This is a genomic window from Sphingobium sp. AntQ-1 (assembly GCF_028538045.1).
Lineage (GTDB): Bacteria > Pseudomonadota > Alphaproteobacteria > Sphingomonadales > Sphingomonadaceae > Sphingobium > Sphingobium cupriresistens.
The window spans coordinates 1575769-1600362 of record NZ_CP117158.1; the positions used below are offsets into that span (position 1 = coordinate 1575769).

28 protein-coding genes are annotated in these 24594 nt (G+C 63.8%); 4 read left to right on the plus strand and 24 right to left on the minus strand.

Translation table 11 applies throughout. From position 1 onward, the window contains the following. Position 1: 1 nt before the first annotated feature. The 21 genes from rplF to rpsL form a co-directional block, all read right to left on the minus strand. Positions 2–535: a 50S ribosomal protein L6 gene (rplF, locus tag sphantq_RS07805; RefSeq protein ID WP_066606456.1), complete on the minus strand. Its 534-nt coding sequence runs from the start codon at positions 533–535 to the stop codon at positions 2–4. Beyond that, entirely contained in the window at positions 535–930 is a 396-nt protein-coding gene (gene rpsH / locus sphantq_RS07810) for a 30S ribosomal protein S8 (protein ID WP_066606458.1), read from the minus strand. Before rpsH ends, rplF begins: the two co-directional genes overlap by 1 nt. 12 nt (positions 931–942) lie before the next feature. Beyond that, on the minus strand, positions 943–1248 hold the full coding sequence (gene rpsN / locus sphantq_RS07815) for a 30S ribosomal protein S14 (protein ID WP_066606461.1): 306 nt from the start codon (positions 1246–1248) through the stop codon (positions 943–945). Positions 1249–1300: 52 nt separating this feature from the next. Continuing rightward, positions 1301–1876 carry a 50S ribosomal protein L5 gene (gene rplE / locus sphantq_RS07820; protein ID WP_066606463.1) on the minus strand — a complete coding sequence of 192 codons (576 nt, stop codon included), beginning with the start codon at positions 1874–1876 and terminating at the stop codon, positions 1301–1303. Beyond that, positions 1876–2187, minus strand: coding sequence for a 50S ribosomal protein L24 (gene rplX, locus sphantq_RS07825; RefSeq protein WP_066606466.1), 312 nt, complete (start codon positions 2185–2187; stop codon positions 1876–1878). Before rplX ends, rplE begins: the two co-directional genes overlap by 1 nt. Then, positions 2187–2555, minus strand: a complete 369-nt coding sequence (rplN, locus tag sphantq_RS07830; RefSeq protein WP_056691686.1) for a 50S ribosomal protein L14 — start codon at positions 2553–2555, stop codon at positions 2187–2189. Before rplN ends, rplX begins: the two co-directional genes overlap by 1 nt. Positions 2556–2720: 165 nt before the next feature. Then, positions 2721–2984 carry a 30S ribosomal protein S17 gene (gene rpsQ, locus sphantq_RS07835; protein ID WP_066606468.1) on the minus strand — a complete coding sequence of 88 codons (264 nt, stop codon included), beginning with the start codon at positions 2982–2984 and terminating at the stop codon, positions 2721–2723. Between the two features lie 12 nt (positions 2985–2996). Next, on the minus strand, positions 2997–3200 hold the full coding sequence (gene rpmC, locus sphantq_RS07840; RefSeq protein ID WP_056691689.1) for a 50S ribosomal protein L29: 204 nt from the start codon (positions 3198–3200) through the stop codon (positions 2997–2999). Between the two features lie 4 nt (positions 3201–3204). Further along, positions 3205–3636: a 50S ribosomal protein L16 gene (gene rplP, locus sphantq_RS07845; protein WP_056691692.1), complete on the minus strand. Its 432-nt coding sequence runs from the start codon at positions 3634–3636 to the stop codon at positions 3205–3207. A gap of 21 nt (positions 3637–3657) precedes the next feature. Then, entirely contained in the window at positions 3658–4353 is a 696-nt protein-coding gene (gene rpsC / locus sphantq_RS07850; RefSeq protein ID WP_066607441.1) for a 30S ribosomal protein S3, read from the minus strand. A 4-nt stretch (positions 4354–4357) separates the two neighbouring features. Continuing rightward, entirely contained in the window at positions 4358–4744 is a 387-nt protein-coding gene (gene rplV, locus sphantq_RS07855; RefSeq protein WP_066606469.1) for a 50S ribosomal protein L22, read from the minus strand. Then, positions 4744–5019, minus strand: coding sequence for a 30S ribosomal protein S19 (gene rpsS / locus sphantq_RS07860; protein ID WP_066606472.1), 276 nt, complete (start codon positions 5017–5019; stop codon positions 4744–4746). Before rpsS ends, rplV begins: the two co-directional genes overlap by 1 nt. Positions 5020–5025: 6 nt before the next feature. Then, the gene (gene rplB / locus sphantq_RS07865; RefSeq protein ID WP_066606476.1) at positions 5026–5862 is read right to left on the minus strand and encodes a 50S ribosomal protein L2; all 837 of its coding nucleotides are present in this window, start codon (positions 5860–5862) and stop codon (positions 5026–5028) included. A 1-nt stretch (position 5863) separates the two neighbouring features. Continuing rightward, complete coding sequence (locus sphantq_RS07870) at positions 5864–6181, minus strand: 50S ribosomal protein L23 (RefSeq protein ID WP_066606478.1); 318 nt, start codon at positions 6179–6181, stop codon at positions 5864–5866. Then, positions 6174–6797, minus strand: a complete 624-nt coding sequence (gene rplD / locus sphantq_RS07875; RefSeq protein ID WP_066606481.1) for a 50S ribosomal protein L4 — start codon at positions 6795–6797, stop codon at positions 6174–6176. Before rplD ends, sphantq_RS07870 begins: the two co-directional genes overlap by 8 nt. Positions 6798–6800: 3 nt before the next feature. Then, positions 6801–7556, minus strand: coding sequence for a 50S ribosomal protein L3 (rplC, locus tag sphantq_RS07880; RefSeq protein ID WP_066606487.1), 756 nt, complete (start codon positions 7554–7556; stop codon positions 6801–6803). A 281-nt stretch (positions 7557–7837) separates the two neighbouring features. Further along, positions 7838–8146, minus strand: coding sequence for a 30S ribosomal protein S10 (gene rpsJ / locus sphantq_RS07885; RefSeq protein WP_007686587.1), 309 nt, complete (start codon positions 8144–8146; stop codon positions 7838–7840). 209 nt (positions 8147–8355) lie between these two features. Then, positions 8356–9546 carry an elongation factor Tu gene (gene tuf / locus sphantq_RS07890; protein WP_066606490.1) on the minus strand — a complete coding sequence of 397 codons (1191 nt, stop codon included), beginning with the start codon at positions 9544–9546 and terminating at the stop codon, positions 8356–8358. Between the two features lie 137 nt (positions 9547–9683). Then, complete coding sequence (fusA, locus tag sphantq_RS07895; protein ID WP_066606494.1) at positions 9684–11756, minus strand: elongation factor G; 2073 nt, start codon at positions 11754–11756, stop codon at positions 9684–9686. Between the two features lie 162 nt (positions 11757–11918). Then, positions 11919–12389, minus strand: coding sequence for a 30S ribosomal protein S7 (rpsG, locus tag sphantq_RS07900; protein ID WP_066606496.1), 471 nt, complete (start codon positions 12387–12389; stop codon positions 11919–11921). A gap of 15 nt (positions 12390–12404) precedes the next feature. Continuing rightward, entirely contained in the window at positions 12405–12776 is a 372-nt protein-coding gene (gene rpsL, locus sphantq_RS07905; RefSeq protein ID WP_004208728.1) for a 30S ribosomal protein S12, read from the minus strand. 352 nt (positions 12777–13128) lie between these two features. Here rpsL and sphantq_RS07910 point away from each other — a divergent pair, with 352 nt between their 5' ends. The 3 genes from sphantq_RS07910 (at position 13129) to sphantq_RS07920 (ending at position 17127) form a co-directional block, all read left to right on the plus strand. Next, positions 13129–15423 carry a putative bifunctional diguanylate cyclase/phosphodiesterase gene (locus sphantq_RS07910; RefSeq protein ID WP_272799967.1) on the plus strand — a complete coding sequence of 765 codons (2295 nt, stop codon included), beginning with the start codon at positions 13129–13131 and terminating at the stop codon, positions 15421–15423. 158 nt (positions 15424–15581) lie between these two features. Then, entirely contained in the window at positions 15582–16763 is a 1182-nt protein-coding gene (locus sphantq_RS07915) for a M23 family metallopeptidase (RefSeq protein WP_272799968.1), read from the plus strand. Next, positions 16744–17127 carry a bactofilin family protein gene (locus tag sphantq_RS07920; protein WP_207212427.1) on the plus strand — a complete coding sequence of 128 codons (384 nt, stop codon included), beginning with the start codon at positions 16744–16746 and terminating at the stop codon, positions 17125–17127. Before sphantq_RS07915 ends, sphantq_RS07920 begins: the two co-directional genes overlap by 20 nt. A 187-nt stretch (positions 17128–17314) precedes the next feature. On the opposite strand, the gene sphantq_RS07925 is transcribed toward sphantq_RS07920, so the two are convergent. From sphantq_RS07925 to sphantq_RS07935, 3 genes are read right to left on the minus strand one after another with little or no spacing between them, the layout of a single operon-like run. Beyond that, positions 17315–18823, minus strand: a complete 1509-nt coding sequence (locus tag sphantq_RS07925; RefSeq protein ID WP_272799969.1) for a YifB family Mg chelatase-like AAA ATPase — start codon at positions 18821–18823, stop codon at positions 17315–17317. Between the two features lie 43 nt (positions 18824–18866). Next, positions 18867–19571, minus strand: coding sequence for an RlmE family RNA methyltransferase (locus tag sphantq_RS07930; protein ID WP_066606504.1), 705 nt, complete (start codon positions 19569–19571; stop codon positions 18867–18869). Next, positions 19568–20686, minus strand: coding sequence for a Ppx/GppA phosphatase family protein (locus sphantq_RS07935; protein ID WP_066606507.1), 1119 nt, complete (start codon positions 20684–20686; stop codon positions 19568–19570). Before sphantq_RS07935 ends, sphantq_RS07930 begins: the two co-directional genes overlap by 4 nt. Positions 20687–21020: 334 nt before the next feature. Between sphantq_RS07935 and sphantq_RS07940 the strand changes: the two genes are divergently transcribed. Beyond that, positions 21021–24515: an autotransporter domain-containing protein gene (locus sphantq_RS07940; protein ID WP_272799970.1), complete on the plus strand. Its 3495-nt coding sequence runs from the start codon at positions 21021–21023 to the stop codon at positions 24513–24515. Positions 24516–24594: the final 79 nt, after the last annotated feature.

A 24594-nucleotide genomic window follows, 5' to 3' on the forward strand; every position in this document is an offset into this window, starting at 1 on the left:
CTTACTTCTTCTTCCCTTCCTTGCGGAAGATGAATTCGCCAGCGTATTTGATACCCTTGCCCTTATAGGGTTCGGGCTTGCGCCAGCGACGGATTTCGGCCGCTACCTGACCGACCTGCTGCTTGTCGATGCCGCTGATCTCGACCGTGGTGTTATCCGGGGTCTTGATCTCGATCCCGTCGGGGATCGCGAAATCGACGTCATGGCTGTAGCCAAGCTGCAGCTTCAGGTTCTTGCCCTGCGAGTTGGCGCGGTAGCCGACGCCGGTGATGAGCAGCTTCTTGGAGAAGCCCTCGGTCACGCCGGTGATCAGGTTCTGCACCAGCGTCCGCTGCATACCCCAGAAGGCGCGCGCCTGCTTGGTCTTGTTGGCGGGCTGCACCGAAATGCCGTCATTTTCGAGCGTATAGCTGATCTCGTCGCGCATCTGCAGGGCCAGGGTGCCCTTGGGCCCCTTGACCGACAGCTGCCCGCCTTCGATGGTCGCGGTCACCCCTGCGGGGATCGCAACCGGCTTTTTACCGATGCGGCTCATTAGAACACCTCCGCCAGCACTTCGCCGCCGACATTCTGTTCGCGCGCTTCGGCATCGGACAGAACGCCGCGAGGCGTGGAGACAATGGTGATGCCAAGGCCGTTGCGCACGATCGGCAGTTCCTTGGAACCCGAATAGACGCGGCGACCAGGCTTGGACACGCGGGCGACATGCTTGATCGCCGGCTGGCCTTCGAAATATTTCAGCTCGATGCGCAAGCCGGGATGGCTGCCAAGGGCTTCTTCGGAATAGCCACGGATGTAGCCTTCACGCTGAAGCACGTCGAGCACGCGGGCGCGCAGCTTGGACGCCGGGGACATAACGCTGTCCTTCTTCGCCTGCTGCCCGTTGCGGATGCGGGTGAGCATATCACCCAAGGGATCGGTCAATGCCATGAGATGATATCCTTACCAGCTCGACTTGGTGACGCCGGGGATCAGGCCCTTGTTGGCCAGATCGCGCAGCTGAATACGGCAGAGCCGGAACTTGCGGTAATAGGCGCGCGGACGGCCGGTCATCTCGCAGCGGTTCCGAACGCGGGTCGGGTTGCCGTTGCGGGGAATTTCCGCCATCTTCAGACGCGCCATCAAACGGTCGCTATCGTCTGCGCTGGTATCGTTCGCGATCGTCTTGAGCTTCGCATAACGGCCGGCATATTTCTTGACCAGCTTCTTGCGGCGCTCATTCTTGTTGATCGAACTCAGTTTCGCCATGACTTAAGTTCTCTTCCTTAGCTTTAGCGTTGGGAGAGAAGCGGGGCCTAAATTAGGCCGCCTGCTTCTCTTCTTCCTGCGGGAAGGGGAAGCCGAAGAGGCGCAGCAGTTCGCGCGCTTCGTCGTCCGTCTTCGCGGTGGTGGTCACGATGATGTCCATGCCGCGCACCTTGTCGACACGGTCATAGCTGATCTCAGGGAAGATGATCTGCTCCTTGATGCCGAAGGCATAGTTGCCACGGCCATCGAAGCTCTTCGGGTTGAGACCACGGAAATCGCGGACGCGGGGCAGAGCGATGTTGATCATGCGGTCCAGGAATTCATACATGCGCTCGCGGCGCAGCGTGACCTTGGCGCCGATGGGCATGCCTTCACGCAGCTTGAACTGCGCGATCGACTTCTTCGCCTTGGTGATGACCGGCTTCTGGCCGGCGATCAGTTCCATTTCCTCGGCGGCCTGCGTGACCTTCTTCTTGTCCTGGGTCGCTTCGCCCACGCCCATGTTGAGCGTGATCTTGTCGATCTTGGGGACTTCCATGACGTTCTTGTAACCGAACTTCTCGGTCATCGCCTTGGCGATTTCAGCGTCATACTGCGCCTTGGAGCGCGGGATATATTTGTCGCTCATTACAGCACCTCACCGGACTTGACGGCGACGCGGACCTTCTTGCCGTCGCGGTCCTCGAAACGAACGCGGGTCGGCTTGCCATCCTTGTCAGCGACAGCGACATTCGAAATGTGCAGCGGCGCAGGCTTGCGCTCGATGCCGCCCTGAGGGTTCGCCTGATCGGGCTTGCGATGCTTGGCATGGACGTTGATGCCTTCGACAAGAACCTTGTCGTCCTTGGGCATCACCGCGAGGACGGCGCCGGTACGGCCCTTGTCCTTGCCAGCCAGGACGACGATCTTGTCGCCCTTCTTGATCTTAGCAGCGCTCATTACAGCACCTCTGGAGCAAGGCTGATGATCTTCATGTGCTTCTTGGCGCGCAGTTCGCGAACGACCGGGCCAAAGATACGGGTGCCGATCGGCTCCTCGTTCTTGTTGATCAGCACAGCGGCGTTGCCGTCGAAGCGGATGACCGAACCGTCTGCACGGCGGATATCCTTGGCGGTACGCACGATGACGGCGCGATGCACGTCACCCTTCTTCACCTTGCCACGCGGCGCGGCTTCCTTGATCGAGACGACGATGATGTCGCCAACGCCCGCGAAGCGACGCTTCGAGCCGCCCAGCACCTTGATGCACTGGACGCGCTTGGCGCCGCTGTTGTCAGCGACGTCAAGATTGGATTGCATCTGGATCATAGATCCGGTTCCTTCTCATTTGGCCTACCGGGGTTATTCCCGGCGGTTCCGAATTTCGTGCCTAGAGCCCGGTGACTCTACGCGAAGCGCGGGCCTGTAACCCTTTCCGAAGGAAAAGGCCAGCCCCGCGTCGCATTTAGAGTCAAAGGCTCAGCGAGCCGTCCCTCAGGACGCCGTTTCCGGCGACTTGTGGGTGTCCACGCGCTCGATGACCTTCCAGGTCTTGAGCTTGGAAATCGGGGCGGTCTCTTCGATTCGGACCGTCTCGCCTTCCTTGTAGACATTGCCCTCGTCATGGGCGTGATACTTCTTCGAACGGCGAATGATCTTGCCGTAGAGCGCATGTTTCACCTTGCGCTCCACGCGAACGACCACCGTCTTGTCGGTCTTGTCGGAAACCACAGTTCCCGTCAGCACGCGCTTGGGCATCGTGTGGTTCCTTTACTTGGCAGCGGAGCTGTTACGCTCCGTCTGCAGGGTCTTGATCTGCGCGATCGACCGACGGACTTCCTTGACCCGGCTGGGCTTTTCCAGCTGGTTGGTGGCCGCCTGGAAACGCAGATTGAACTGCTCGCGCTTCAGGTTGTTCAGTTCGGTCGACAGTTCGTCGTCCGTCTTGGTCTTCAGGTCTGCAACATTCGCCATGTGCTTAACCCTCCAGATGCGAGGTGTCGCCGAGGCGGGCGACGACCTTGGTCTTGATGGGCAGCTTCATCGCGGCGCGCGAGAAGGCCTCTGCTGCGAGCGGACCGGGCACGCCGTCCAGTTCGAACAGGATGCGACCCGGCTTCACGCGGGCGGCCCAATATTCGACCGAACCCTTGCCCTTGCCCTGACGGACTTCGGCAGGCTTCTTCGACACTGGAACGTCGGGGAAGATGCGGATCCACAACCGGCCCTGACGGCGGATATGGCGGGTGATCGCGCGGCGGGCCGCTTCGATCTGGCGCGCGGTGACGCGCTCTGGTTCCATGGCCTTGAGACCATAGGAACCGAAGTTCAGAGCCGAGCCACCCTTGGCATCGCCCTTGATCCGACCCTTGAAGGTCTTGCGGAACTTCATTTTCTTCGGTTGCAGCATGACGCTATTACCTTCTTATCTTCAACGCGCCGGGCGCACGCCGGAGGTTTGAGCCTCCAGCATCAGCCGGTCGGTCGCGAACGGATCATGGCCGAGAATCTCGCCCTTGAAGATCCAGACCTTGATGCCGCAAACGCCATAGGCGGTATGCGCCGTGGCTTCGGCATAGTCGACGTTCGCACGCAGCGTGTGCAGCGGAACGCGACCTTCGCGATACCATTCGACGCGCGCGATCTCTGCGCCGCCCAGACGGCCGCCGCAGGTGATCTTGATGCCTTCGGCGCCCAGACGCAGGGCCGACTGCACCGCACGCTTCATGGCGCGACGGAATGCCACGCGGCGTTCCAGCTGATCGGCGATGCCCTGTGCGACGAGCTTGGAATCGACTTCCGGCTTGCGGATCTCGACGATGTTCAGCGACACGTCGGACGAGGTCAGCGCGCCCAGCTTCTTGCGAAGCTTTTCGATGTCCGCACCCTTCTTGCCGATGATGACGCCCGGACGGGCGGCATAGATCGACACGCGGCACAGCTTGGCCGGACGCTCGATCACGACCTTGGAGATCGCGGCCTGCGGCAGCGTCTTGAAGATGAACTGGCGGATCTTGAGATCCTCCAGCAGAAGGCGACCATAGTCGGCGCCTTCGGCGAACCAGCGGCTGTCCCAGGTACGGTTGATCTGGAGACGCAGACCGATCGGATTGCTCTTGTGACCCATGTGCTTACGCCTCCGCTTCTTCGCCAGCTTCACGCACGACAATGCGCACGCGGCTGTAGGGCTTGAGGATACGGGTCGACTTGCCGCGGCCGCGAGCGTGGAAGCGCTTCAGGGTGAAGGCCTTGCCCACCGATGCTTCCGCGACGACCAGCGAATCGACGTCGAGATTATGGTTGTTTTCCGCGTTGGCGATGGCCGAAGCCAGCACCTTGCGCACGTCGACAGCCATCGCCTTCTTGGAGAAGGCGAGGATGTTCAGCGCGTCCTCGACCTTGCGGCCGCGGATCAGCGTCGCGACCAGGTTCAGCTTCTGGGCCGAACCACGGATCTGCGTGCCAACGGCCAGCGCCTCATTGTCGGCGACGCGACGGGGAGCTTTTTCCTTGCTCATCAGCGCTTGCCCTTCTTGTCGGCGGCATGGCCGGGGAAGAAGCGGGTCGGGGCGAATTCACCCAGCTTATGACCCACCATATCCTCGTTCACGGACACCGGAACATGCTTGCGGCCGTTATAGACGCTGAACGTCAGGCCAACGAACTGGGGCAGGATGGTGGAACGACGCGACCAGGTCTTGATCGGGGCGCGGCCACCGGCGTCCTGCGCCGTTTCTGCCTTCTTTAGAAGGCTGAGGTCCACGAAAGGACCTTTCCAGACGGAACGAGCCATCGCGGATTACCTCTTCTTCTTGGCGTGACGCGACCGGATGATCATCTTGTCGGTCGACTTGTTGTGACGAGTGCGAGCACCCTTGGTCGGCTTGCCCCATGGGGTAACCGGATGACGGCCGCCCGAAGTCCGGCCTTCACCACCACCATGAGGGTGATCGACCGGGTTCTTGGCGACGCCGCGGGTCAGCGGGCGGATGCCGTTCCAACGGTTGCGGCCTGCCTTGGCCAGGTTGGTGTTGCCATTGTCCGGGTTGCTGACGGCGCCGATGGTGCCCATGCAGTCCGAACGGATGTAGCGCTGCTCGCCCGAAGACAAACGCACCATCACCATGCCGCGATCGCGACCGACCAGCTGGGCGTAAGTACCCGCCGAACGGCAGAGTTGACCGCCCTTGCCCGGCTTCATCTCGATGTTGTGGATGATCGTGCCGACCGGCATCTGACCCAGTTCCATCGCGTTGCCCGGCTTCACGTCGGTCTTCTTGGCCGCGATGACCTTGTCACCGGGGGCAAGACGCTGCGGCGCCAGAATATAGTTCTGGGTGCCGTCGGGATAGTTGACCAGCGCGATGAACGCGGTGCGGTTGGGGTCATATTCCAGACGCTCGACCGTACCTTCGACATCCCACAAGCGACGCTTGAAGTCGATGATGCGATAGCGCTGCTTGTGACCGCCACCGATCCCGCGCGAGGTCACATGACCCTTGTTGTTGCGGCCACCGGTCTTGCGCTTGCCTTCGGTCAGCGCCTTGACGGGCTTGCCCTTGTGCAGGCTGGACTTGTCGACCAGAATCAGGCCGCGGCGAGCGGGGCTCGTCGGGTTATAATGCTTCAGAGCCATCTCAGCGGACTCCCTCGGTGATATCGATCGACTGGCCTTCGGCCAGGCGGACGATCGCCTTCTTCACGTCCGAACGCTTGTAGGGCTTGCCCTTCCAGCGCTTCGTCTTGCCCTTCGTGACCAGCGTGTTGACGCTCTTGACGTCCACACCCCAGATCGCCTCGACAGCGGCCTTGATCTCAGGCTTGGAGGCAGTGCCCGCCACCTTGAAGACCACGGCGTTGTTTTCGCTGAGAAGGGTCGACTTCTCGGTGATGTGCGGCGCGACAACGACGTCATAATGACGGTTGTCGACGGTTCCGGCTTGCTTTTTAGCCATTGAAACGAGCCTCCAGCTTTTCGACCGCGGCGCGGGTAAGCACCAGCGAGTCGGCTTTCAGGATGTCATAGACATTGGCGCCAACGGCGGGGAGCAGGTCCACGCCGATGATGTTCGCCGAAGCCTTCGCGAAGCTGACGTTCACCGCGTCGCCGTCGATGAACAGCACCTTGGTGAGGTTCAGCTTGGCAAGGCTGGCGACCAGCGCCTTGGTCTTGCCGTCGGCGACGTCCAGGCTGTCGATGATCGTGAGCGTGCCGCTCTTGACCTTCGACGACAGCGCCATCTTCAGACCCAGCGCGCGAACCTTCTTGTTCAGCGAGGGGTTGAAGTCGCGGACGCGGGCGCCGTGCGCCTTACCACCACCGATGAACACCGGCGCGCGGCGATCGCCGTGACGGGCGGTGCCGCCGCCCTTCTGGCGGCCGAACTTCTTGCCGGTGCGGGCGACGTCGCTACGCTCGCGGGTGCCGCGGGCGGTGCCGCGACGCTTTTCGAGCTGCCAGGTGACGACGCGGTGCAGGATGTCGGCGCGGGGCTCGATACCGAACACGGCGTCGTTAAGCTCCAGATCGCCAGCTTCCGCTGCGTCGAGGGTCTGTACCTTGACCTTCATGGTTTAGCCCTCCTGGCCTTCGGTCGCTTCGGGAGCCGCGGCGTCTTCCGCCGGGGTGTTCGCCGGAGCGTCGTTGCTGTTGTCAGCCTTCTTCAGGCTGGCGGGATAGGGAACGTCGGCCGGACGAGGAACCTTGACGGAATCCTTGATGGTCAACCAGGTGCCCTTGGCGCCCGGAACGCTGCCCTTGACGAAGATCAGACCACGCTCGACGTCCGTGCGGACGATTTCGAGATTCTGCTGGGTCCGCTCGCGGTCGCCCATGTGACCGGCCATCTTCTTGTTCTTGAAGACGCGGCCCGGATCCTGGCGGTTGCCGGTCGAACCATGCGCACGGTGGCTGATGGACACGCCGTGGGTGGCGCGCATACCGCCGAAGCCCCAGCGCTTCATGGCGCCGGCAAAGCCCTTGCCCTGCGTGTGACCCGACACGTCGACCAGCTGGCCGTCGATGAAATGGTCAGCGGCGATTTCAGCGCCGACGTCGAGGAGCGCATCCTCGGCGACGCGGAATTCGACCAGGCGAGCCTTGGGCTCGACCTCCGCCTTGGCGAAGTGGCCACGCTGCGGCTTGGCGACATTCTTCACCTTGGCGACACCGGCGCCGAGCTGAACGGCGATATAGCCGTCGCTGTCGACATCCTTGCGCGCCACGACCTGATTGCCCTCAAGGGCCAAAACCGTAACCGGAATATGACGTCCGTCCTCTTGGAACAGACGGGTCATCCCGACTTTCTTAGCGATCACGCCTGTGCGCATCACTTGTTACTCCCATAGAGGCCCGCAGCTCCAGTCATTCTGGGCAACGGGCGTATCCAACGAAAAAACCGCTCAGGATTTCTCCTTCGCGGCCAACCCAATGTGCAGATCACCCCGTCCGGGTTGGATGCCACTCCTTCTCAGGAACGGCGACGGGGGACCAGAACCACAGACCCTCTGGTTGCCCAGCTCTGTGCGGTATCCCTTGTGTCGTTTGAGCTTCCGGTTTCCCGGAATACCCGATACCCTGCCCACCTTACGGAGAGCAGGGACTTGCCGGCTTAGGCCAGCTTGATCTCGACGTTCACGCCGGCAGCCAGGTCCAGCTTCATCAGCGCGTCGACCGTCTGCGGCGTCGGCTGCACAATGTCAAGCATACGCTTGTAAGTGCGGACCTCGAACTGCTCGCGCGACTTCTTGTCGATGTGCGGGCCACGATTGACCGTGAACTTTTCGATGCGCGTCGGAAGGGGAATCGGACCGCGGATAAGGGCGCCGGTGCGGCGGGCGGTGTCGGCGATGTCGCCGGTCGCCTGGTCAAGCACGCGATGATCGAACGCCTTGAGACGAATGCGGATGTTGCTGTCCATAGTTCCTGTACCGATGCGAAAGAGCCAAAAACTCAGAGCATTTTCAAAAATCAGCCGGAGCAGCCGATGATTTGTGAAAATGCGCCAACCAAAAAATATCCGCCCCGTATATTACCCTTCTAGCTCTTGCGAGCCGGAGAAAGGCGATCCGGGGCGGTTAAAATTCCGAGCGGCGCGAATCAGGCGATTCGCGCCGCTGCGGTCCTATATTACTTCGAGATCGTTCCGACAACCCCTGCGCCGACGGTGCGGCCGCCTTCGCGAATCGCGAAGCGCAGACCGGCATCCATGGCGATCGGAGCGATCAGCTTGACGCCGAGCTTCACGTTATCGCCAGGCATGACCATCTCGGTGCCTTCGGGAAGGATCACTTCGCCGGTCACGTCCGTCGTGCGGAAATAGAACTGAGGGCGATAGTTGGCGAAGAACGGGGTGTGACGGCCGCCTTCTTCCTTCGACAGGACGTACACTTCGGCGTCGAACTCGGTGTGCGGGGTGATGGTGCCCGGCTTCGCCAGAACCTGACCACGCTCCACGTCTTCACGCTTCGTGCCACGCACCAGGGCGCCGATATTGTCGCCAGCACGACCTTCGTCGAGCAGCTTGCGGAACATTTCCACGCCGGTCACGGTCGTCTTGGTGGTGTCCTTGAGGCCGACGATCTCGACTTCTTCACCAACCTTGATGATGCCGGTTTCGACGCGGCCGGTGACGACGGTGCCGCGACCGGAAATCGAGAACACGTCTTCGATCGGCATCAGGAACGGCTTGTCGACCGGACGCTCAGGCTGCGGAATCCAGCTATCGACGGCAGCCATCAGAGCCAGAACGGCGTCATGGCCGATTTCCGGGGTCTTATCCTGCAGCGCGGCGACGGCCGAACCGGGGATGACGGGGATGTTGTCGCCGTCGAAATCGTAGCTGCTGAGCAGTTCGCGGATTTCCAGCTCGACCAGCTCAAGAATTTCGGCGTCGTCGACCAGATCGACCTTGTTCATGAACACGACCAACTGGGGAACGCCGACCTGACGGGCGAGCAGGATGTGCTCACGGGTCTGGGGCATCGGGCCGTCGGTGGCCGACACGACCAGGATCGCGCCATCCATCTGGGCGGCGCCGGTGATCATGTTCTTCACATAGTCAGCGTGACCAGGGCAATCGACATGCGCATAGTGGCGGGCTTCAGTCTCATATTCGACGTGGGCGGTCGAAATGGTGATGCCGCGCTCGCGCTCTTCGGGCGCCTTGTCGATATTGTCGTACGAGGTGAAGGTCGCGCCGCCGGTTTCGGCCAGAACCTTCGTGATCGCTGCGGTCAGCGAGGTCTTGCCATGGTCGACGTGACCGATGGTTCCGATGTTGCAGTGCGGCTTGTTCCGCTCAAACTTAGCCTTAGCCATTTTATCCTACCTTCTAATCAAAATCAGCTTGGGTCTGACCGCTCGGCCGCGCCTCGCGAAGGCGCGTCCATAGCAGCAAATTTACAGATTACCAGCCCCTAACCGAGCCGTTCGCACGGCTCGGCATGGGAAAGTCATCAGGCCATCTTCGCCTTGACTTCATCCGCCACATTCTGCGGCACTTCGTCATAATGCGAGAAGGTCATCGAATAGTTCGCACGCCCTTGGGTGAACGAACGTAGCGAATTCACATAGCCGAACATGTTGGCCAGCGGCACCATCGCTTCCACGATCTGCGCGTTGCCGCGCGTATCGGTGCCCTGGATCTGACCGCGACGGCTGTTCATGTCACCGATGACGTCGCCCAGATATTCTTCCGGGGTGACGACTTCGACCTTCATGACCGGTTCGAGCAGCGTGATGCCCGATTTCTGCGCGACTTCGCGCATCGCGGCGCGACCGGTGATTTCGAACGCCAGCGCCGACGAATCGACGTCATGATAGGCGCCGTCATACAGGTTGATCTCAAAATCGATGATCGGGAAGCCGATCAGCGAACCGGTCGCTGCGGTTTCGCGCATACCCTTTTCGATCGCCGGGATATATTCCTTGGGAATATTACCGCCCTTGATCTCATCCTTGAAGATGATGCCCGCACCGCGCTCGCCCGGCGTGACCTTCACCTTGATGCGGCCGAACTGGCCGGTGCCGCCCGACTGCTTCTTGTGGGTATAATCGACGTCGACGGCCTTCTTGAGATATTCGCGATAGGCCACCTGCGGCGCACCGACGTTCGCCTCGACCTTGAACTCGCGCTTCATGCGGTCGACCAGGATTTCGAGGTGAAGCTCGCCCATGCCCTTGATGATGGTCTGACCCGATTCGTGGTCGGTCGACACGCGGAAGGACGGATCTTCGGCGGCCAGGCGGTTGAGCGCGACGCCCATCTTTTCCTGGTCGGCCTTGGTCTTGGGTTCGACCGACAGTTCGATGACCGGCTCAGGGAATTCCATTCGCTCCAGGATGATCGGCTTGCGCTCGGCGCACAGCGTGTCCCCGGTCGTGGTTTCCTTCATGCCGGCCAGCGCGACGATATCGCCGGCATAGGCCGCATCAATGTCTTCACGGCTGTTCGCATGCATCAACAGCATACGACCGATCTTTTCCTTCTTGTCCTTGACCGAGTTCAGATAGGTGCCCTTGGTCAGGGTGCCCGAATAGACGCGCAGGAAGGTCAGCGAGCCTACGAACGGATCGTTCATGATCTTGAACGCCAGGCCGGAGAAAGGCGCGTCGTCCGCCGTCGCGCGGCTATCCGGCTCGTCGGTATCGGGATTGATGCCCTGCACGTCTTCGATGTCCAGCGGCGAAGGCAGATAGTCCACGACCGCGTCGAGCAGGGGCTGAACGCCCTTGTTCTTGAACGCCGAGCCGCACAGCACCGGCACGAACGACTGGTTCAGCGTGCCCTTGCGGATCAGCGCCTTCAGCGTCGCGGTGTCGGGCAGATTGCCTTCGAGATAGGCTTCCATCGCCTCGTCGTCCTGTTCGACGGCGAGTTCGATCAGCTTTTCGCGATATTCGGCGGCCTTGTCGGCGAGGTCGGCCGGAATCTCTTCATAGGAGAATTCGGCGCCCAGATTCTCATCCTTCCAGATGATGGCGCGGTCCTCGACCAGATCGACCAGGCCCTTGAACTCGCTCTCCGCGCCGATGGGGAGATAGAGAACGGCCGGGGTTGCGCCCAGGCGATCGATGATCGTCTGCACGCAATAATAGAAATTGGCGCCGGTGCGGTCGAGCTTGTTGATGAAGCACATCCGCGGAACCTTATACTTGTCCGCCTGGCGCCACACGGTTTCCGACTGCGGCTCAACGCCGGCGACGCCGTCGAACGCGGCGACCGCGCCGTCCAGCACGCGCAGCGAACGCTCGACTTCGATGGTGAAATCGACGTGGCCAGGGGTATCGATGATGTTCAGGCGGTGGTCGTTCCAGATGCAGGTCGTCGCAGCCGACGTGATGGTGATGCCACGCTCCTGCTCCTGCTCCATCCAGTCCATGGTCGCGGCGCCGTCATGGACTTCGCCGATCTTGTAGGACTTGCCGGTATAGTAAAGGATGCGCTCGGTCGTGGTGGTCTTGCCGGCGTCGATATGCGCCATGATACCGAAGTTGCGATATTTCTCGAGCGGATGGCTGCGGGCCATGATGCTTCTCCGTTGCCGGCGCGCCGGCGGTTGGGGATTCGTTAGATCTGGGCGCGCCCCTAAACCAATCCGTCCGCCATGGGTAGGCCCACGACGAACGGATGGATTTTTAGAGCGAAAAACGGGACAGACACCGCAAGGCGCCTGTTCCGTTGATCATTTTTACCAGCGATAGTGCGAGAAAGCGCGGTTCGCTTCCGCCATGCGGTGCGTGTCTTCGCGCTTCTTGACCGCATTGCCGCGGTTGTTGGCGGCATCCATCAACTCGCCCGACAGGCGAGCGGCCATGGTGGTCTCGCTGCGATTGCGCGCAGCGGTGATCAGCCAGCGGATGGCCAGGGCCTGCGACCGCTCCGGGCGGACTTCGACAGGCACCTGATAGGTGGCGCCGCCGACGCGGCGGCTGCGGACCTCGATGCCGGGCTTGATGTTGTTCAGCGCGTCATGGAACATGCCGATCGGATCCTTCTTGGCGCGGGCCTCGACGGTTTCGAGGGCGCCATAAACGATCGATTCAGCAACGGCTTTCTTGCCGTCCTGCATGATGGAGTTCATGAACTTGGACAGAACCTGATCGCCATATTTGGGATCGGGCAGGATGATGCGCTTTTCGGGGCGACGACGACGTGACATATTATTGTTCTCCCCTTACTTCGGACGCTTCGCGCCGTACTTCGAACGGCTCTGCTTGCGATCCTTGACGCCCTGGGTATCCAGAACGCCGCGAAGAACGTGATAGCGCACGCCCGGAAGATCTCGCACACGGCCGCCGCGGATCAGCACGACACTGTGCTCCTGCAGGTTATGGCCTTCACCCGGAATATAGGTGATGACTTCGCGCTGGTTGACCAGGCGAACCTTGGCCACCTTGCGAAGCGCCGAGTTCGGCTTCTTCGGGGTCGTCGTATAGACGCGGGTGCAAACGCCGCGCTTTTGCGGGTTTGCATCCATTGCAGGGACCTTGCTCTTGGTCTTCTGCAGCTCGCGGCCCTTGCGGACTAGCTGATTGATTGTTGGCATGAAGCCCTTCACCTTTTTCAGTTACTTTACCTGGGCATCCCCGCGTCTCGCACCGCCTGGAGGAATGATTCGTCCAAACGGCAAAGGCCCCGGTGGGCATAAGCCCCCTGGAGCCGCAAGAGCACCCGGCAATGTTCAGCTCTAGTGTCGCCCAGTTGATATGACGCGAGGAGACGAGTCTTCGCACGGCAAGGCCGCTGGGCAGCCGCGCCTATAGCCATCGACGTCCGGCCGGTCAAGCGAGCAGCGTCGGCGGCGATCGGCGCTTTTCAGGTACACGCTTTTTCAGGCACTTAGTAAATTGATAACCTTAACAGTCCTATGATGACAACCCGCTGAGCCTGGACGCGACGTGACGATATTATCCCCTTTAACCGGCGAGTTTCGCGATCCCGACCGGGAATCGGCGTTCCAGGCCGAACGACTCCCCGAAACCCGCCGCCATGCCAGAACCTTGTTCGCCCTGTCGGCGCTGCTGAACGCCATCTTCCTGATCAGCGACTGGCGCTTTGCCGGCACCCCCCATTTCTGGGTCGCCATTCCCGCCCGCCTCGCCGTGGTCGCCGGATCGCTGCTGTGCCTCGCTCTGTGGCGCTACACCCGCAGCTTCTCCGCGCTGGAGCGACTCTGCTTCCTGTGGCAGGGGATCACCGCCATCGGCGTGGCGCTGCTCGTCAGTTCGCGCAGCGACATTGCCCTCTTCGTGCTGGTCATGCTGCCGCTCGTCTTCTACCTCGTCGTGCCCACCAGCTTCCGCGGCAATGCCGGCGGCGGCCTGGCCTGCGCGGTCGCGATGCTGACCGGCTATCTTGCCCCTGCGCCGCATAGTCAGACAGCGATCGGCATGGTCCTGGCGATGCTGATCCTGCATTGCGGCATGTGGATGGCCATCACCCGGCACAACCGGCTGCAACGGCAGGAATGGACCGCCGGCCGACTGGCGCAGGTGGCGCAGGCGGCGCTGGCCAACAGCCTCGACGCGCTGGAGCGGATGTTCATGGCCGTGCCCATCCCCCTGCTCGTCACCCGGCGCGATGGCAGCATCCTGCGCCTGAACCAGGCCGCGCAGGACGCCTTTGCCGCCGGCAGCGACATCCCGCTTGCGCATGTGGAGCAGACCTATGTCGACCTGCCGATCCGCAACCTGCTGTTCGGGATGTTGCAGCGGGAAGAGCGCGTCGACAATTTCGAATGCCGCCTGCGCCGGGCGGACGGACAGATTCGCGACACATTGCTGTCCTCGCGCCCGATCGTCGTCGACGACACGCCCTGCATCGTGACCAGCGTCGTGGACATCACCGAACGCAAGGAAGCCGAACAACATCTCGAGCGGCTGGCCATGACCGACGCACTGACTGGCCTTGCCAACCGCGCCCATTTCATGGCTGCCGTGACCCAGGCGACGAGCGGCCCGGCCAGCCGACTGGTGGATTCGACCCAATCGGCGATTTTGCTGATCGATCTGGATGAATTCAAGCGGGTCAACGATACCGCCGGCCATGATGCGGGCGACGCGCTGCTCTGCGCCGTGGCCGATCGCCTGCGCGCGGCGCTGCGGCCGGGCGACCTGGTCGCGCGCATGGGCGGCGACGAATTTGCGGTGCTGCTGACGCGCCTGCCCGACGTCGACGCGCTGGCGCCCATATTGGCGCGCATCACCGAACATCTCCATCCCCCGCTCAGCTTTCGCGGCCGGCCGATCGAGGCGCGGGTCAGCATCGGCGTGGCGCTGTTCCCCGACCATGGCGGCGATGTCACCGCCCTGATCAAACATGCCGACATCGCCCTTTATCACGCCAAGAATAGCGGCCGCGGCCGCGCCACCCTTTTCGAACCGGCGCTGCTCGTCAATTGGGAGCGGGAAGCGACCATGCTCGACCGCGCGCGCCAGATATTGGCGCAGGAGCGCCCCCGTCCCTGGTATCAGCCCAAGATCGACCTCGCCACCGGCGCGCTGGTTGGTTTCGAGGCGCTGTTCCGCTGCCCCACCGCGACGGGCGCGACCATCATGCCCGGCGACATCGCCGCCGCCTTCGAACATCCCGAACTTGGCCCCGCCATCACCGCGCAGATGATCGACGGCATCCTGGCCGACTGCCGCCGCTGGCGCGACGCTGGCCTGCCCTTCGGCCATGTCGCCTTCAACGTGTCGGGCGCCGACCTCAATGACGATGATTTCGCCGACCGCCTGCTCCGCCGTCTGACGGACGCCGACCTGCCGCCGTCGATCATCGAACTGGCAGTGACCGAATCGGTGTTTCTGGGGCGCAATGCCGACCGGGTCGGCCGCCTGCTCCAGCGCTTGAGCGAAGCGGGCGTCGCCATCGCGCTCGATGATTTCGGCACCGGCTATGCGTCCCTCTCGCACCTCAAGCAATTCCCGATCGATGTCATCAAGATCGACCAGCGCTTCGTTCGCGACCTCGAAACCGACCCGGACGACGCCGCCATCGTCCGCACCGTGCTGAACCTGGCCTACAGCCTGGGCATCCGCACCGTGGCGGAGGGGGTCGAGAACCGGCAGCAACTGGATTATCTGCGCGCGGGCGGCTGTCACATGGCCCAGGGCTTTCATTTCAGCGCCGCCATCCCCGCCGCAGATGTGGAAGCCATGCTCGGCCAGCAGGATCAGTCCCATCGAAGCTGAAATAATCTGCAAAAGATCGTTCGGCATAGGGAACAAAAGGTCCGATCGATCATTTCGCCGCATTCAGCGCTCGACTCGTCACGACTCCGCAACGACGGATTCGCGGAAAAGGCGGAGCTTTGCTACCGGCCCCCTCACTAAAAAGAGTCGGGGTCGCATTGTTGCATCACAAGAAGAAGGGGATCGCTCCCCTCCGGGAACGGCTGCTCGCCCTGTGCCCTGAGCGGGAGATTTTTCTCCGGTCCGGCGGCCAGGTGAAGTTCGTCCGCATTTCCCGCCGCGCGCAGCTGGCCGCGATCGGCGTGGCGTCCGTCGCGCTGCTCGGCTGGGGCGGCATGACCCTGTCGATGCTGGCCGACAGCGCATCGATCGCGCAGGAACGCGCCGCGCTGGCGCAACAGGGCCGCTCGGTCGCCACCGCCGCCACCAAGGTCGAAGGCTATCGCAAGTCGGTTCAGGATCTGGCGCAGGATCTGGAAGCCCGTCAGGACTTCATGGACGATCTCTACAAGACGCATTTCGGCGACCAGGACGACAAGGCGCCCGGCAGCGACATGGCCGCCCCGACCAAAGCCGATAAATCCGACGCGCTGACCGCCAAGATCAGCCTGGCGCCCGAAGCCGCCCCGCTGGTCCGGCTGGAAGCGCGCCAGCGGCAATTCGCCACCCTGCTGACCGCCGCGGTCGAACGCCGCGCGGACAAGGCCGCCGCCGCGATCCGCAGCTTCGGCCTCAACCCCGACCATCTCGCGCGCAGCGCCGCCCGCGCCCAAGGTGGCCCCTTCGTTCCGTGGAAGGGCGACAAAGGCGCGCTGACGAACGAACTGGAAACCCTCGCCGACGCCATGTCGCGGATGGAGTTTCTGGAACGCAGCCTGCTCACCATCCCGTCGGGTCAGCCCACCGCCGCGCCGATGCTGACCAGCTCCTACGGTTATCGCCGCGATCCCTTCAACGGCCATGCCGCCTTCCATGCCGGCCTCGACTTTCCCGGCCGCTACGGCCAGCCGATCACCGCCGCTGCCGATGGGAAGGTCAGCTATGTCGGCCAGCGTCAGGGCTATGGCAATGTGGTCGAGGTCGAACATGGCAATGGCATCATGACCCGCTACGCCCACCTCTCCGGCTTCGCTGCCCATGTGGGGCAAAAGGTCGCGCGCGGCGACACGGTCGGCCGCATGGGATCGACCGGCCGATCGACCGGCACCCATCTCCATTTCGAAGTCCGCCTGAACGGCCAGGCCGTCAATCCCCGCCCTTTTCTGGAGGCCCGCAAAGATGTTCTCCAAGTCCAGCAAATCGCCACGGCCCGTTTCGCCGATGTCCGCGACCGGAGCTAAGCACACGCCCTTCTCGCTGATCGGCAGCGACGTGACGATCACCGGCAATCTCGCCGCGTCGGTCGACCTGCATGTCGATGGCACCATCGAGGGCGACATAAGCTGCGCCGCCCTGGTGCAGGGGCCGGACAGCCGCATCACCGGCCATGTCACCGCGCAGAGCGCGCGCCTCGCGGGCCTAGTCGATGGGTCGATCGCCGCCGGCGAACTGGTGGTCGAAAGCAGCGCCCGCATCACCGGCGACGTCGTCTATGAACGGATCACGATCGAACCGGGCAGCCGCATCGAAGGCCGCTTCCGCCCCAGGGACAGCGACACCCCCGCCACAGAATTGAAGCTGATCGCCAACGACAGCGCGGGGTAAGGCCCACGGTGATAACAAGAGGGTCACCCTCCTTCCGTTCGGGCTGAGCGAAGTCGAAGTCCTCGCCTGAACGCAGTGAAGGCACTTCGCCGATGCTCAGTGTGGCCCTTCGACTTCGCTCAGGGCGAACGGATTGCAAGGGTCGGCCAAGGTCCGCTTCCGGTCGATTGCGGCCACAAGCACATCCTCAATTCACCGGCACCCTGCGCCGATAGCTCAGCGCCTCCGCCACATGCACCCGCCCAACCTGCTCGGACCCGGCCAGATCGGCGATCGTGCGCGCCACACGCAGCACGCGGGTATAGCCCCGCGCCGACAGCTTCATCGCCGCAGCCGCCTGCGCCAGCAATTGCCGCCCCGGCTCGTCCGGCCCGGCGACGTCCTCCAGCCGCTCGCCATCCACCTCGGCATTGGTCCGCACCTTGGTCCCGGCATAGCGCGCGGTCTGCACGCGCCGCGCCGCCGCGACCCGCGCCGCCACTTCGGCCGATCCTTCGGCGGGCGGCGGCAGCACCAGATCGGCGGCCGTCACCGCCTGCACCTCGACATGCAGGTCGATGCGATCCAATAACGGCCCCGACACCTTGGCCTGATAATCCGCCGCGCAGCGCGGCGCGCGCGAGCAGGCCAGCGCCGGATCGCCCAGATGCCCGCAGCGGCACGGGTTCATCGCCGCGATCAACTGCACCCGCGCGGGGAAAGTCACATGCGCATTAGCCCGCGCCACCGTGACCTCGCCTGTCTCCAGCGACTGGCGCAGCGAATCGAGCACCGTGCGCTGAAACTCCGGCAACTCGTCCAGGAACAGCACCCCCAGATGCGCCATGCTGACCTCACCCGGCCGCGCCTTCAATCCGCCGCCGACCAAGGCCGCCATCGACGCGCTATGGTGCGGATTGCGGAACGGCCGCGCCCGGCTGATCCGCCCGCCCTCCAGCGTGCCGGCGACGCTCGCCACCATCGAACTTTCCAGCGCCTCGGACGGCGTCATGTCGGGCAATATGCCCGGCAGGCAACTCGCCATCAGCGATTTACCCGCGCCCGGCGGCCCGACCATCAGCAGATTATGGCCGCCCGCCGCCGCGATCTCCAGCGCGCGCTTGGCGACCTCCTGCCCCTTGACCTGTTTCAGGTCCGCGCCCCGCACCGGCGCATCCACGACGCCCGGCTGCGGCGCCGACAGCGCCGACGTCCCCTTGAAATGATTGAGCAAACCCAGCAAATCCGGCGCGGCGACCACCTCCACCTCGCCCGCCCAGGCGGCCTCGGCCCCCTGCGCGACCGGGCAGACCAGCCCCATCTCCTGGCTGCCCGCATGGAGCGCCGCCAGCAGCACGCCGGGCGACGGAGCGGTGCGCCCGTCCAGCCCCAGCTCGCCGACCACCACATAGCCCGCCAGCGTTTCGGCATCGATCACCCCCATCGCGCCCAGCAAAGCCAGCGCGATCGGCAGGTCGAAATGCGATCCCTCCTTGGGCAGATCGGCGGGCGACAGGTTCACCGTGATCCGCTTGGGCGGCAATGACAGCCCGATCGCGGCGATCGCGTTGCGCACCCGCTCGCGGCTCTCCGCCACCGCCTTGTCGGGCAGGCCGACCAGGATGAAATTGGGCAGGCCCGGCACTAGCTGGCACTGCACCTCCACGGCGCGCGCCTCCAACCCCAGATAGGCGACCGTCGATACCGTTGCGACCAAATGCCCCCGCCTTTTCCCGCTGCCCCGCCAGTCTATTGCCGCACTATTCCTCTACCGGCTCCCCGGTCCGATCCCGCACAGGCTCGTCGGGTCGCCCCTTGAACCCCTGCGCCACCACATACCATTCGACGCTGCCCTTGCGGCTGGCCGGCGGCTTGGCATGCTTGATCGTCGTGAAATTCTTCTTCAGCAGCACCAGCAACTCGCCATCGGTCCCGCCCGCAAACACCTTGGCGACGAACGTCCCGCCCTTGCGCAGATTTTCCACCGCGAACCAGGCCGCAGCTTCCACCAGCCCCATGGTGCGCAGATGGTCGGTCGCGGCATGGCCGACCGTATTGGCCGCCATGTCGGAAATCACCAGGTCCGGCGCATCGCCCAGCGCATCACACAGCATCTGCGGCGCCTTGTCGTCCATGAAATCCATTTCGAACAGCGTCACGCCCGCAATCGGATCGACCGGCAACAGGTCGATGCCCACCACCGCAGCTTTCGGCGCCAGCTTGCGCACCACCTGCGCCCAGCCGCCCGGCGCAACGCCCAAATCTACGACCGCCTTCGATCCCTTCACGAAATGGAATTTCTCGTCCAGTTCGATCAGCTTGAACGCGGCGCGGCTGCGCCACCCTTCCGCCTTGGCCTTTTTGACATAGGGATCGTTCAGATGCCGCTCCAGCCAGCGCACCGATTGGGCGGTACGCCCCTTGGCGGTTTTGACCCGCACCCTGCCTGCGCCAGCGCCCCTCACATCACTCTCCCGTCGCGGTCCATCAACCCGCGCAATATGCCTTCGCGAATCCCCCGGTCGGCCACGCCCAGTCGCGCGGCGGGCCATATGTCGAGGATCGATTCCAATATGGCGCAGCCCGCCACCACCAGGTCGGCGCGCTCGGTGCCGATGCAGGGCAGCTTCTGCCGCTCCGCCAGCGCCATGGTCGACAGCCGCTCCGAAATGGCGCGCATCGATTCGCACGGCACGATCAGCCCGTCGATCGCCTGCCGGTCGTAACGCGGCAGGTTGAGGTGCAGGCTGGCCAGCGTCGTCACCGTGCCCGACGTGCCGAGCAGGCGAATATCCTCCGCCCCCTGCGGCAGCCGCCGGGCCAGCGGCGAAAAGGCCTCGCTCACCCGCGCACGCATCCGGTCATAGGCCGCACGCCGCTGCGCCGGATCGTCATGCTCGAACGCCTCGCTCTCGGTCAGCGACACCACGCCCCAGGGCGCGCTCACCCAATCGACGATATGCGGCGCGCCATCGCCATGGGCATCGACCAGCACCAACTCGGTCGATCCGCCCCCGATGTCGAAGATCAGCGCTGGTCCCTCGCCCGGCTCCAGCAACGCATGGCACCCCAGCACCGCCAGCCGCGCTTCTTCCTGCGCGCTGATGATGTCGAGCGCGATGCCGGTTTCGCGATAGACGCGCTGGATGAACTCCGCCCCGTTCGCCGCCCGGCGACAGGCTTCGGTCGCGACCGATCGCGCCAACGTCACATGGCGGCGGCGCAGCTTGTCGGCGCAGACGGACAGCGCCGCGATCGCCCGGTCGATCGCCGCATCGCTGATCCGGCCGGTCGCGGCCAGCCCCTCGCCCAGCCGGACGATGCGCGAAAAGGCGTCGATAACGATGAAGCCGTCGGCGGACGGCTTGGCGATCAACAGGCGACAATTATTGGTGCCCAGGTCGATGGCGGCATAGGACCGCCGCTCACGTCCGCCATGGAGCGGAAAACCCCGTTGCGTCGACGGGGGCGGAATGGCCGCAGCCTTGCTCCCATCGCCCGGACCGGGGCGGGCGCGCTTGCCCGCATAACGGCCGGTCGGGCCGGAACTCTGCGGCGATGGGCGGCTCTGCTGCACCATGCCGTAACTCGCTTCTATAATCGCCAGCCGCCAAAGGGCGACCGGAACTTGCCCTCATGCTTAAGCAGATATGGGGCGTTGCGCAAGGCGCGGCCGGTATGGCCGCTGATGCAAGACTTGATCAGGATTAGCGATACGCCCTGCACAGCCCTAAAAAGGAAGGTTCGTTTCGGATGAACAAAGAACAAGACCGCCTGTCGACGCCATCATCCTTTAGGACAAAACAGACATGCTGTGACGTTTTGGATACATGACATAAGTTTTCATAATTGGCCGATTGTCTTGGTCAATACAGTGGATTAGCTTCCCGCTCGGTCTTTGGGGAGTTTATATCATGCACATTCGCAAGAATGGCGCGGGCCTGTTGGCGCGCGTCGGTCGTCCTGCCTTGCTGGCGTCCGCGGCCATCGCCGCCCTCGCCGTAGCGCCGATGGCGCAGGCGGTCGTACCGACCGACGACAAAAGCCCTACCGACATCATCGACGGCAGCGATGTCAACGGCGTGGGCATCATGTATCGCGCCGACGGCTTCGTCTGCACCGGCACGCTGATCAACCCGCGCACCGTCATCTTCGCCGCCCACTGCGTCAACGACCAGACGTCGGCCGACTACAGCACCGTCAATGGCGGCGTGCCCGTTGCCTTCGCGTTCCAGAACGACGCCCGGCCGGGCCTGATCGACTGGCTCAGCAACGGGTTCCAGACCAACACGGCGCTCAGCGTCTATAATGTCAACAATATCGCCTATCACCCGGATTCGCTCGATCCCCCGGCGCTCAGCTTCCTCTATGGCGACGTCGCGATGGCGACGCTGGACACGCCCGCGTCCGACGTCCCCACCTGGGCGATGCTGTTTTCCGCCCTGCCCGCCCCGTCGTCGATCAGCGAGACGAGCGGCACCGGCTATCATGTCACGATCACGGGCTATGGCCGCAGCGGCAGCGGCACCACCGGCAACAGCTATGGCATCGACTTCCGCCGCAAGACGGCGGAGAATTTCCTGGGCATGTTGGGGTCGCTCGACGATGTCGACACCTTCCTCTTCGGCGGCGGCGGGGGCTATACCCAGAATCTCTACCACACCGATTTCGACGATCCGACGCGCGAAAACCCGTTCGACTTCAACCTGTTCAAGGATGACGCGCTGCCCAACGAAGGCAGCACCGCGGGCGGCGATTCGGGCGGCCCGCTAATTCTCGACCAGACGTTCAACGAACAGGTCGTGCTGGGCGTGTTGTCGGGCGGCAGCCGCTACTTCTTCGAACAGCCCGCCAGTTCCTATGGCGGCTCGTCCTTCTACCAGCCGCTCTATCTGTTCTGGGACTGGATCGCGCAGAACAACCCCTACCGCTACGCCACCGCCAAGGCTGGCGATGGCAAGTGGAGCGACGCCTCTCACTGGATCACGGCGCTCGATCCCAATTACCGGATCATCGACAGCAACGGCGCCCTGGTCAACGGCGTGCCCACCACGCCCGGCGCGGGCGCCTTTGGCGAAGACAGCGCCTCGAAATTCGGCCAGCTCTGCTACAGCCCGGACGATGTCTGCTACGATGTCGGCACCGACACGCTGATCGTGAACGGCCAGCCCGTCACCGAAGATGACCGCACCACCGCGACCCCGGCCGGATCGGCCGCCCTGACCAATGCCATCGGCAAGGTCGACATCGCCGATCGCAGCCCCAATGGCGACGGCGCCACCCTGGCCGACGCCGCCATCCTGGACGCGCAAGCCGATGACGGCGAAGTCACTACCCAGGCCGTCCTGCCCAGCCCGACGCTGGCCAACGGCCTGCCCGGCGCATCCGATTTCGTCCCCAACAATATCGACCCATTGGCGTCGCAGGGGATTATCGGCCGCTATTATGACGTGACGCTGAGCGCGGCGGGCAAGACCACGCTCGACACGGCCGTCACCGTCGATCGCTTCACCATTGCCGGCACCGGCGCGGCGCTGGACGTCACGGCCGACGGCTCGCTGACCAGCCTGATGGACATTTCCCACCTGTCCGGGGTGGTGAATGTGAACGGCACGATCGAAACGCCCGGCGACTATTTCCTGCTGACCGGCCTGTTGTCGGGCAGCGGCACGCTGCGCACGCCCTTCTTCACCAACATCCTGGGCACTGTCGCTCCTGGCGGCATCGGCACCATCGGCACGCTGACGGTCGAGGGCAATGCGCTGCTGACGTCGGGCAGCACGCTCCAGATCGACCTGGGCGCCAATGGCGTGTCGGACGTGCTGGCGGTCAAGGCGACCGAGTTCGTCACGAATGATGGTGGCGAAGGCGAAGGCGAAAATCCCGACACCGGCGGCGGCGATGGCGGCGGCGGCACGGAGGAACAGCGCAGCGCCGCTGCGATCACCGCGGCGCAGGCCGATGGCGACGTGTCGCTCCTCGCGGTCGGCGATCCGATCGACGGCATCGCGGCGCTGGGCGGCCAGGTCGCCTTCGGCCAGGCTGCCGGCGCCAAGATCCGTTTCGGCAACCAATATACGTTCGTAACGGCGGAAGGCGGCATCGACGGCACCTTCACCGCCCCGGCGCAGTTGTCCGCGGTGCTCAAGCCGGTGCTGATCTATGGCGAAAATTCCGTCAGCGTGCGTATCGACGCGGGTCTCTATGCCGATGTCGTCAATCCGGCGGCGCAGAACCAGACCAGCTTCGCCCAGCTGCTCGACCAGAACCGGTCGCTCTACGCCAATTACGCCGCCCTCTACGGCGAAGCGGACCTGCTGAGCGTCGCCGGCGTGCAGGCGACGTTCGAGGCGATGGCGCCGCGCACCGAAACGCTCAAGACGTCGATGGCCGAGGTGCTCAACGACAATATGGCGCGCTTCTATCGCGACCGCCTGACCAAGCTGGACGGCGGTTCGATGGGCGGCACGCTGACCATGACCGGCCAGCCGATCCAGCTCGCCTCCGCCAGCCTCAACAATATCGATCTGGGCATGGACCAGGGCGGCGGCGACGACACGACGACCCGTGAAGGCGTGCTGCCCGACGATATGAGCGCGTTCCTGGCGGGCGGCTATCTCGACGGCAAGAGCGCGCCGATGCGCACCGCCGTGCCGCTCGGTCGTGACCAGTTCGATGGCTGGTATGCGGCGGCGGGCGTCGAAAAGGCGTTTGGCGACAATGGCGTGATCGGCCTGGCCGCCTCGTTCAGCGAGCTGAAGGGCGATACGGGCGCCAATGACACGGCGCGCGCGCGGCTCTATCAGGGCACCGTCTATGGCGCCTTCGACCTGGGCGGCGTCAAGCTGGACGGCGTCGGCAGCGCCGGCACCCTCACCACCCGCTCGCGCCGTTCCTTCGCCGTCGGCGTCACCCCCTACACCCTTTATGGCAGCGACCAGGAACTCGCGCTGTCGGGCGAACTGGGCCTCAGCAAGGCGCTGGGCGGCGACGCCTTCAGCATCGTGCCGCGCGCCTCGATCCGCGGCGCCTATATCAGCTCGGGCAACCTGGCCGAATATGGCGGCGACGCCGCGCTGGTGATCAAGCGTCACGCCATCCGCAGCGCGCAGGGTCGCCTGGGCGCTACGGTCAAGGCCAACACCGGCGGCTTCAAACCCTATGTCACCGCCAACTTCGTCCATGAATTCAACGACCAGCCGGCTTATTTCCTGGCCAATCTGGTCGGCGGCACCGGCAGTCTGGCGCCCTTCGCGCTCGGCGGTTCGGATCGCAACTGGGGCGAGGTGGGCGGCGGCCTGACGGTCACCACGGGCAATGTCGATCTCAGCCTGTCGGCCGACACGACCTTGTGGCGCAGCGACGTGAAATATCAGAGCTATCGCGCCGCGGTGAAATTCCGCTTCTGATTTCCGGCTCCCAGCCGAAAGGAAAGGGCCGCCCGATGGGGCGGCCCTTTTTCGTTGGGGTGGCGGTGGGACAGGATCA

Coding starts and splice junctions, on each gene's coding strand:
- rplF (WP_066606456.1), bottom strand. CDS start 535: ATGAGCCGCATCGGTAAAAAGCCGGTTGCGATCCCCGCAGGGGTGACC.
- rpsH (WP_066606458.1), bottom strand. CDS start 930: ATGGCATTGACCGATCCCTTGGGTGATATGCTCACCCGCATCCGCAAC.
- rpsN (WP_066606461.1), bottom strand. CDS start 1,248: ATGGCGAAACTGAGTTCGATCAACAAGAATGAGCGCCGCAAGAAGCTG.
- rplE (WP_066606463.1), bottom strand. CDS start 1,876: ATGAGCGACAAATATATCCCGCGCTCCAAGGCGCAGTATGACGCTGAA.
- rplX (WP_066606466.1), bottom strand. CDS start 2,187: ATGAGCGCTGCTAAGATCAAGAAGGGCGACAAGATCGTCGTCCTGGCT.
- rplN (WP_056691686.1), bottom strand. CDS start 2,555: ATGATCCAGATGCAATCCAATCTTGACGTCGCTGACAACAGCGGCGCC.
- rpsQ (WP_066606468.1), bottom strand. CDS start 2,984: ATGCCCAAGCGCGTGCTGACGGGAACTGTGGTTTCCGACAAGACCGAC.
- rpmC (WP_056691689.1), bottom strand. CDS start 3,200: ATGGCGAATGTTGCAGACCTGAAGACCAAGACGGACGACGAACTGTCG.
- rplP (WP_056691692.1), bottom strand. CDS start 3,636: ATGCTGCAACCGAAGAAAATGAAGTTCCGCAAGACCTTCAAGGGTCGG.
- rpsC (WP_066607441.1), bottom strand. CDS start 4,353: ATGGGTCACAAGAGCAATCCGATCGGTCTGCGTCTCCAGATCAACCGT.
- rplV (WP_066606469.1), bottom strand. CDS start 4,744: ATGAGCAAGGAAAAAGCTCCCCGTCGCGTCGCCGACAATGAGGCGCTG.
- rpsS (WP_066606472.1), bottom strand. CDS start 5,019: ATGGCTCGTTCCGTCTGGAAAGGTCCTTTCGTGGACCTCAGCCTTCTA.
- rplB (WP_066606476.1), bottom strand. CDS start 5,862: ATGGCTCTGAAGCATTATAACCCGACGAGCCCCGCTCGCCGCGGCCTG.
- sphantq_RS07870 (WP_066606478.1), bottom strand. CDS start 6,181: ATGGCTAAAAAGCAAGCCGGAACCGTCGACAACCGTCATTATGACGTC.
- rplD (WP_066606481.1), bottom strand. CDS start 6,797: ATGAAGGTCAAGGTACAGACCCTCGACGCAGCGGAAGCTGGCGATCTG.
- rplC (WP_066606487.1), bottom strand. CDS start 7,556: ATGCGCACAGGCGTGATCGCTAAGAAAGTCGGGATGACCCGTCTGTTC.
- rpsJ (WP_007686587.1), bottom strand. CDS start 8,146: ATGGACAGCAACATCCGCATTCGTCTCAAGGCGTTCGATCATCGCGTG.
- tuf (WP_066606490.1), bottom strand. CDS start 9,546: ATGGCTAAGGCTAAGTTTGAGCGGAACAAGCCGCACTGCAACATCGGA.
- fusA (WP_066606494.1), bottom strand. CDS start 11,756: ATGGCCCGCAGCCATCCGCTCGAGAAATATCGCAACTTCGGTATCATG.
- rpsG (WP_066606496.1), bottom strand. CDS start 12,389: ATGTCACGTCGTCGTCGCCCCGAAAAGCGCATCATCCTGCCCGATCCC.
- rpsL (WP_004208728.1), bottom strand. CDS start 12,776: ATGCCAACAATCAATCAGCTAGTCCGCAAGGGCCGCGAGCTGCAGAAG.
- sphantq_RS07920 (WP_207212427.1), top strand. CDS start 16,744: ATGTCCGCGACCGGAGCTAAGCACACGCCCTTCTCGCTGATCGGCAGC.
- sphantq_RS07935 (WP_066606507.1), bottom strand. CDS start 20,686: ATGGTGCAGCAGAGCCGCCCATCGCCGCAGAGTTCCGGCCCGACCGGC.
- sphantq_RS07940 (WP_272799970.1), top strand. CDS start 21,021: ATGCACATTCGCAAGAATGGCGCGGGCCTGTTGGCGCGCGTCGGTCGT.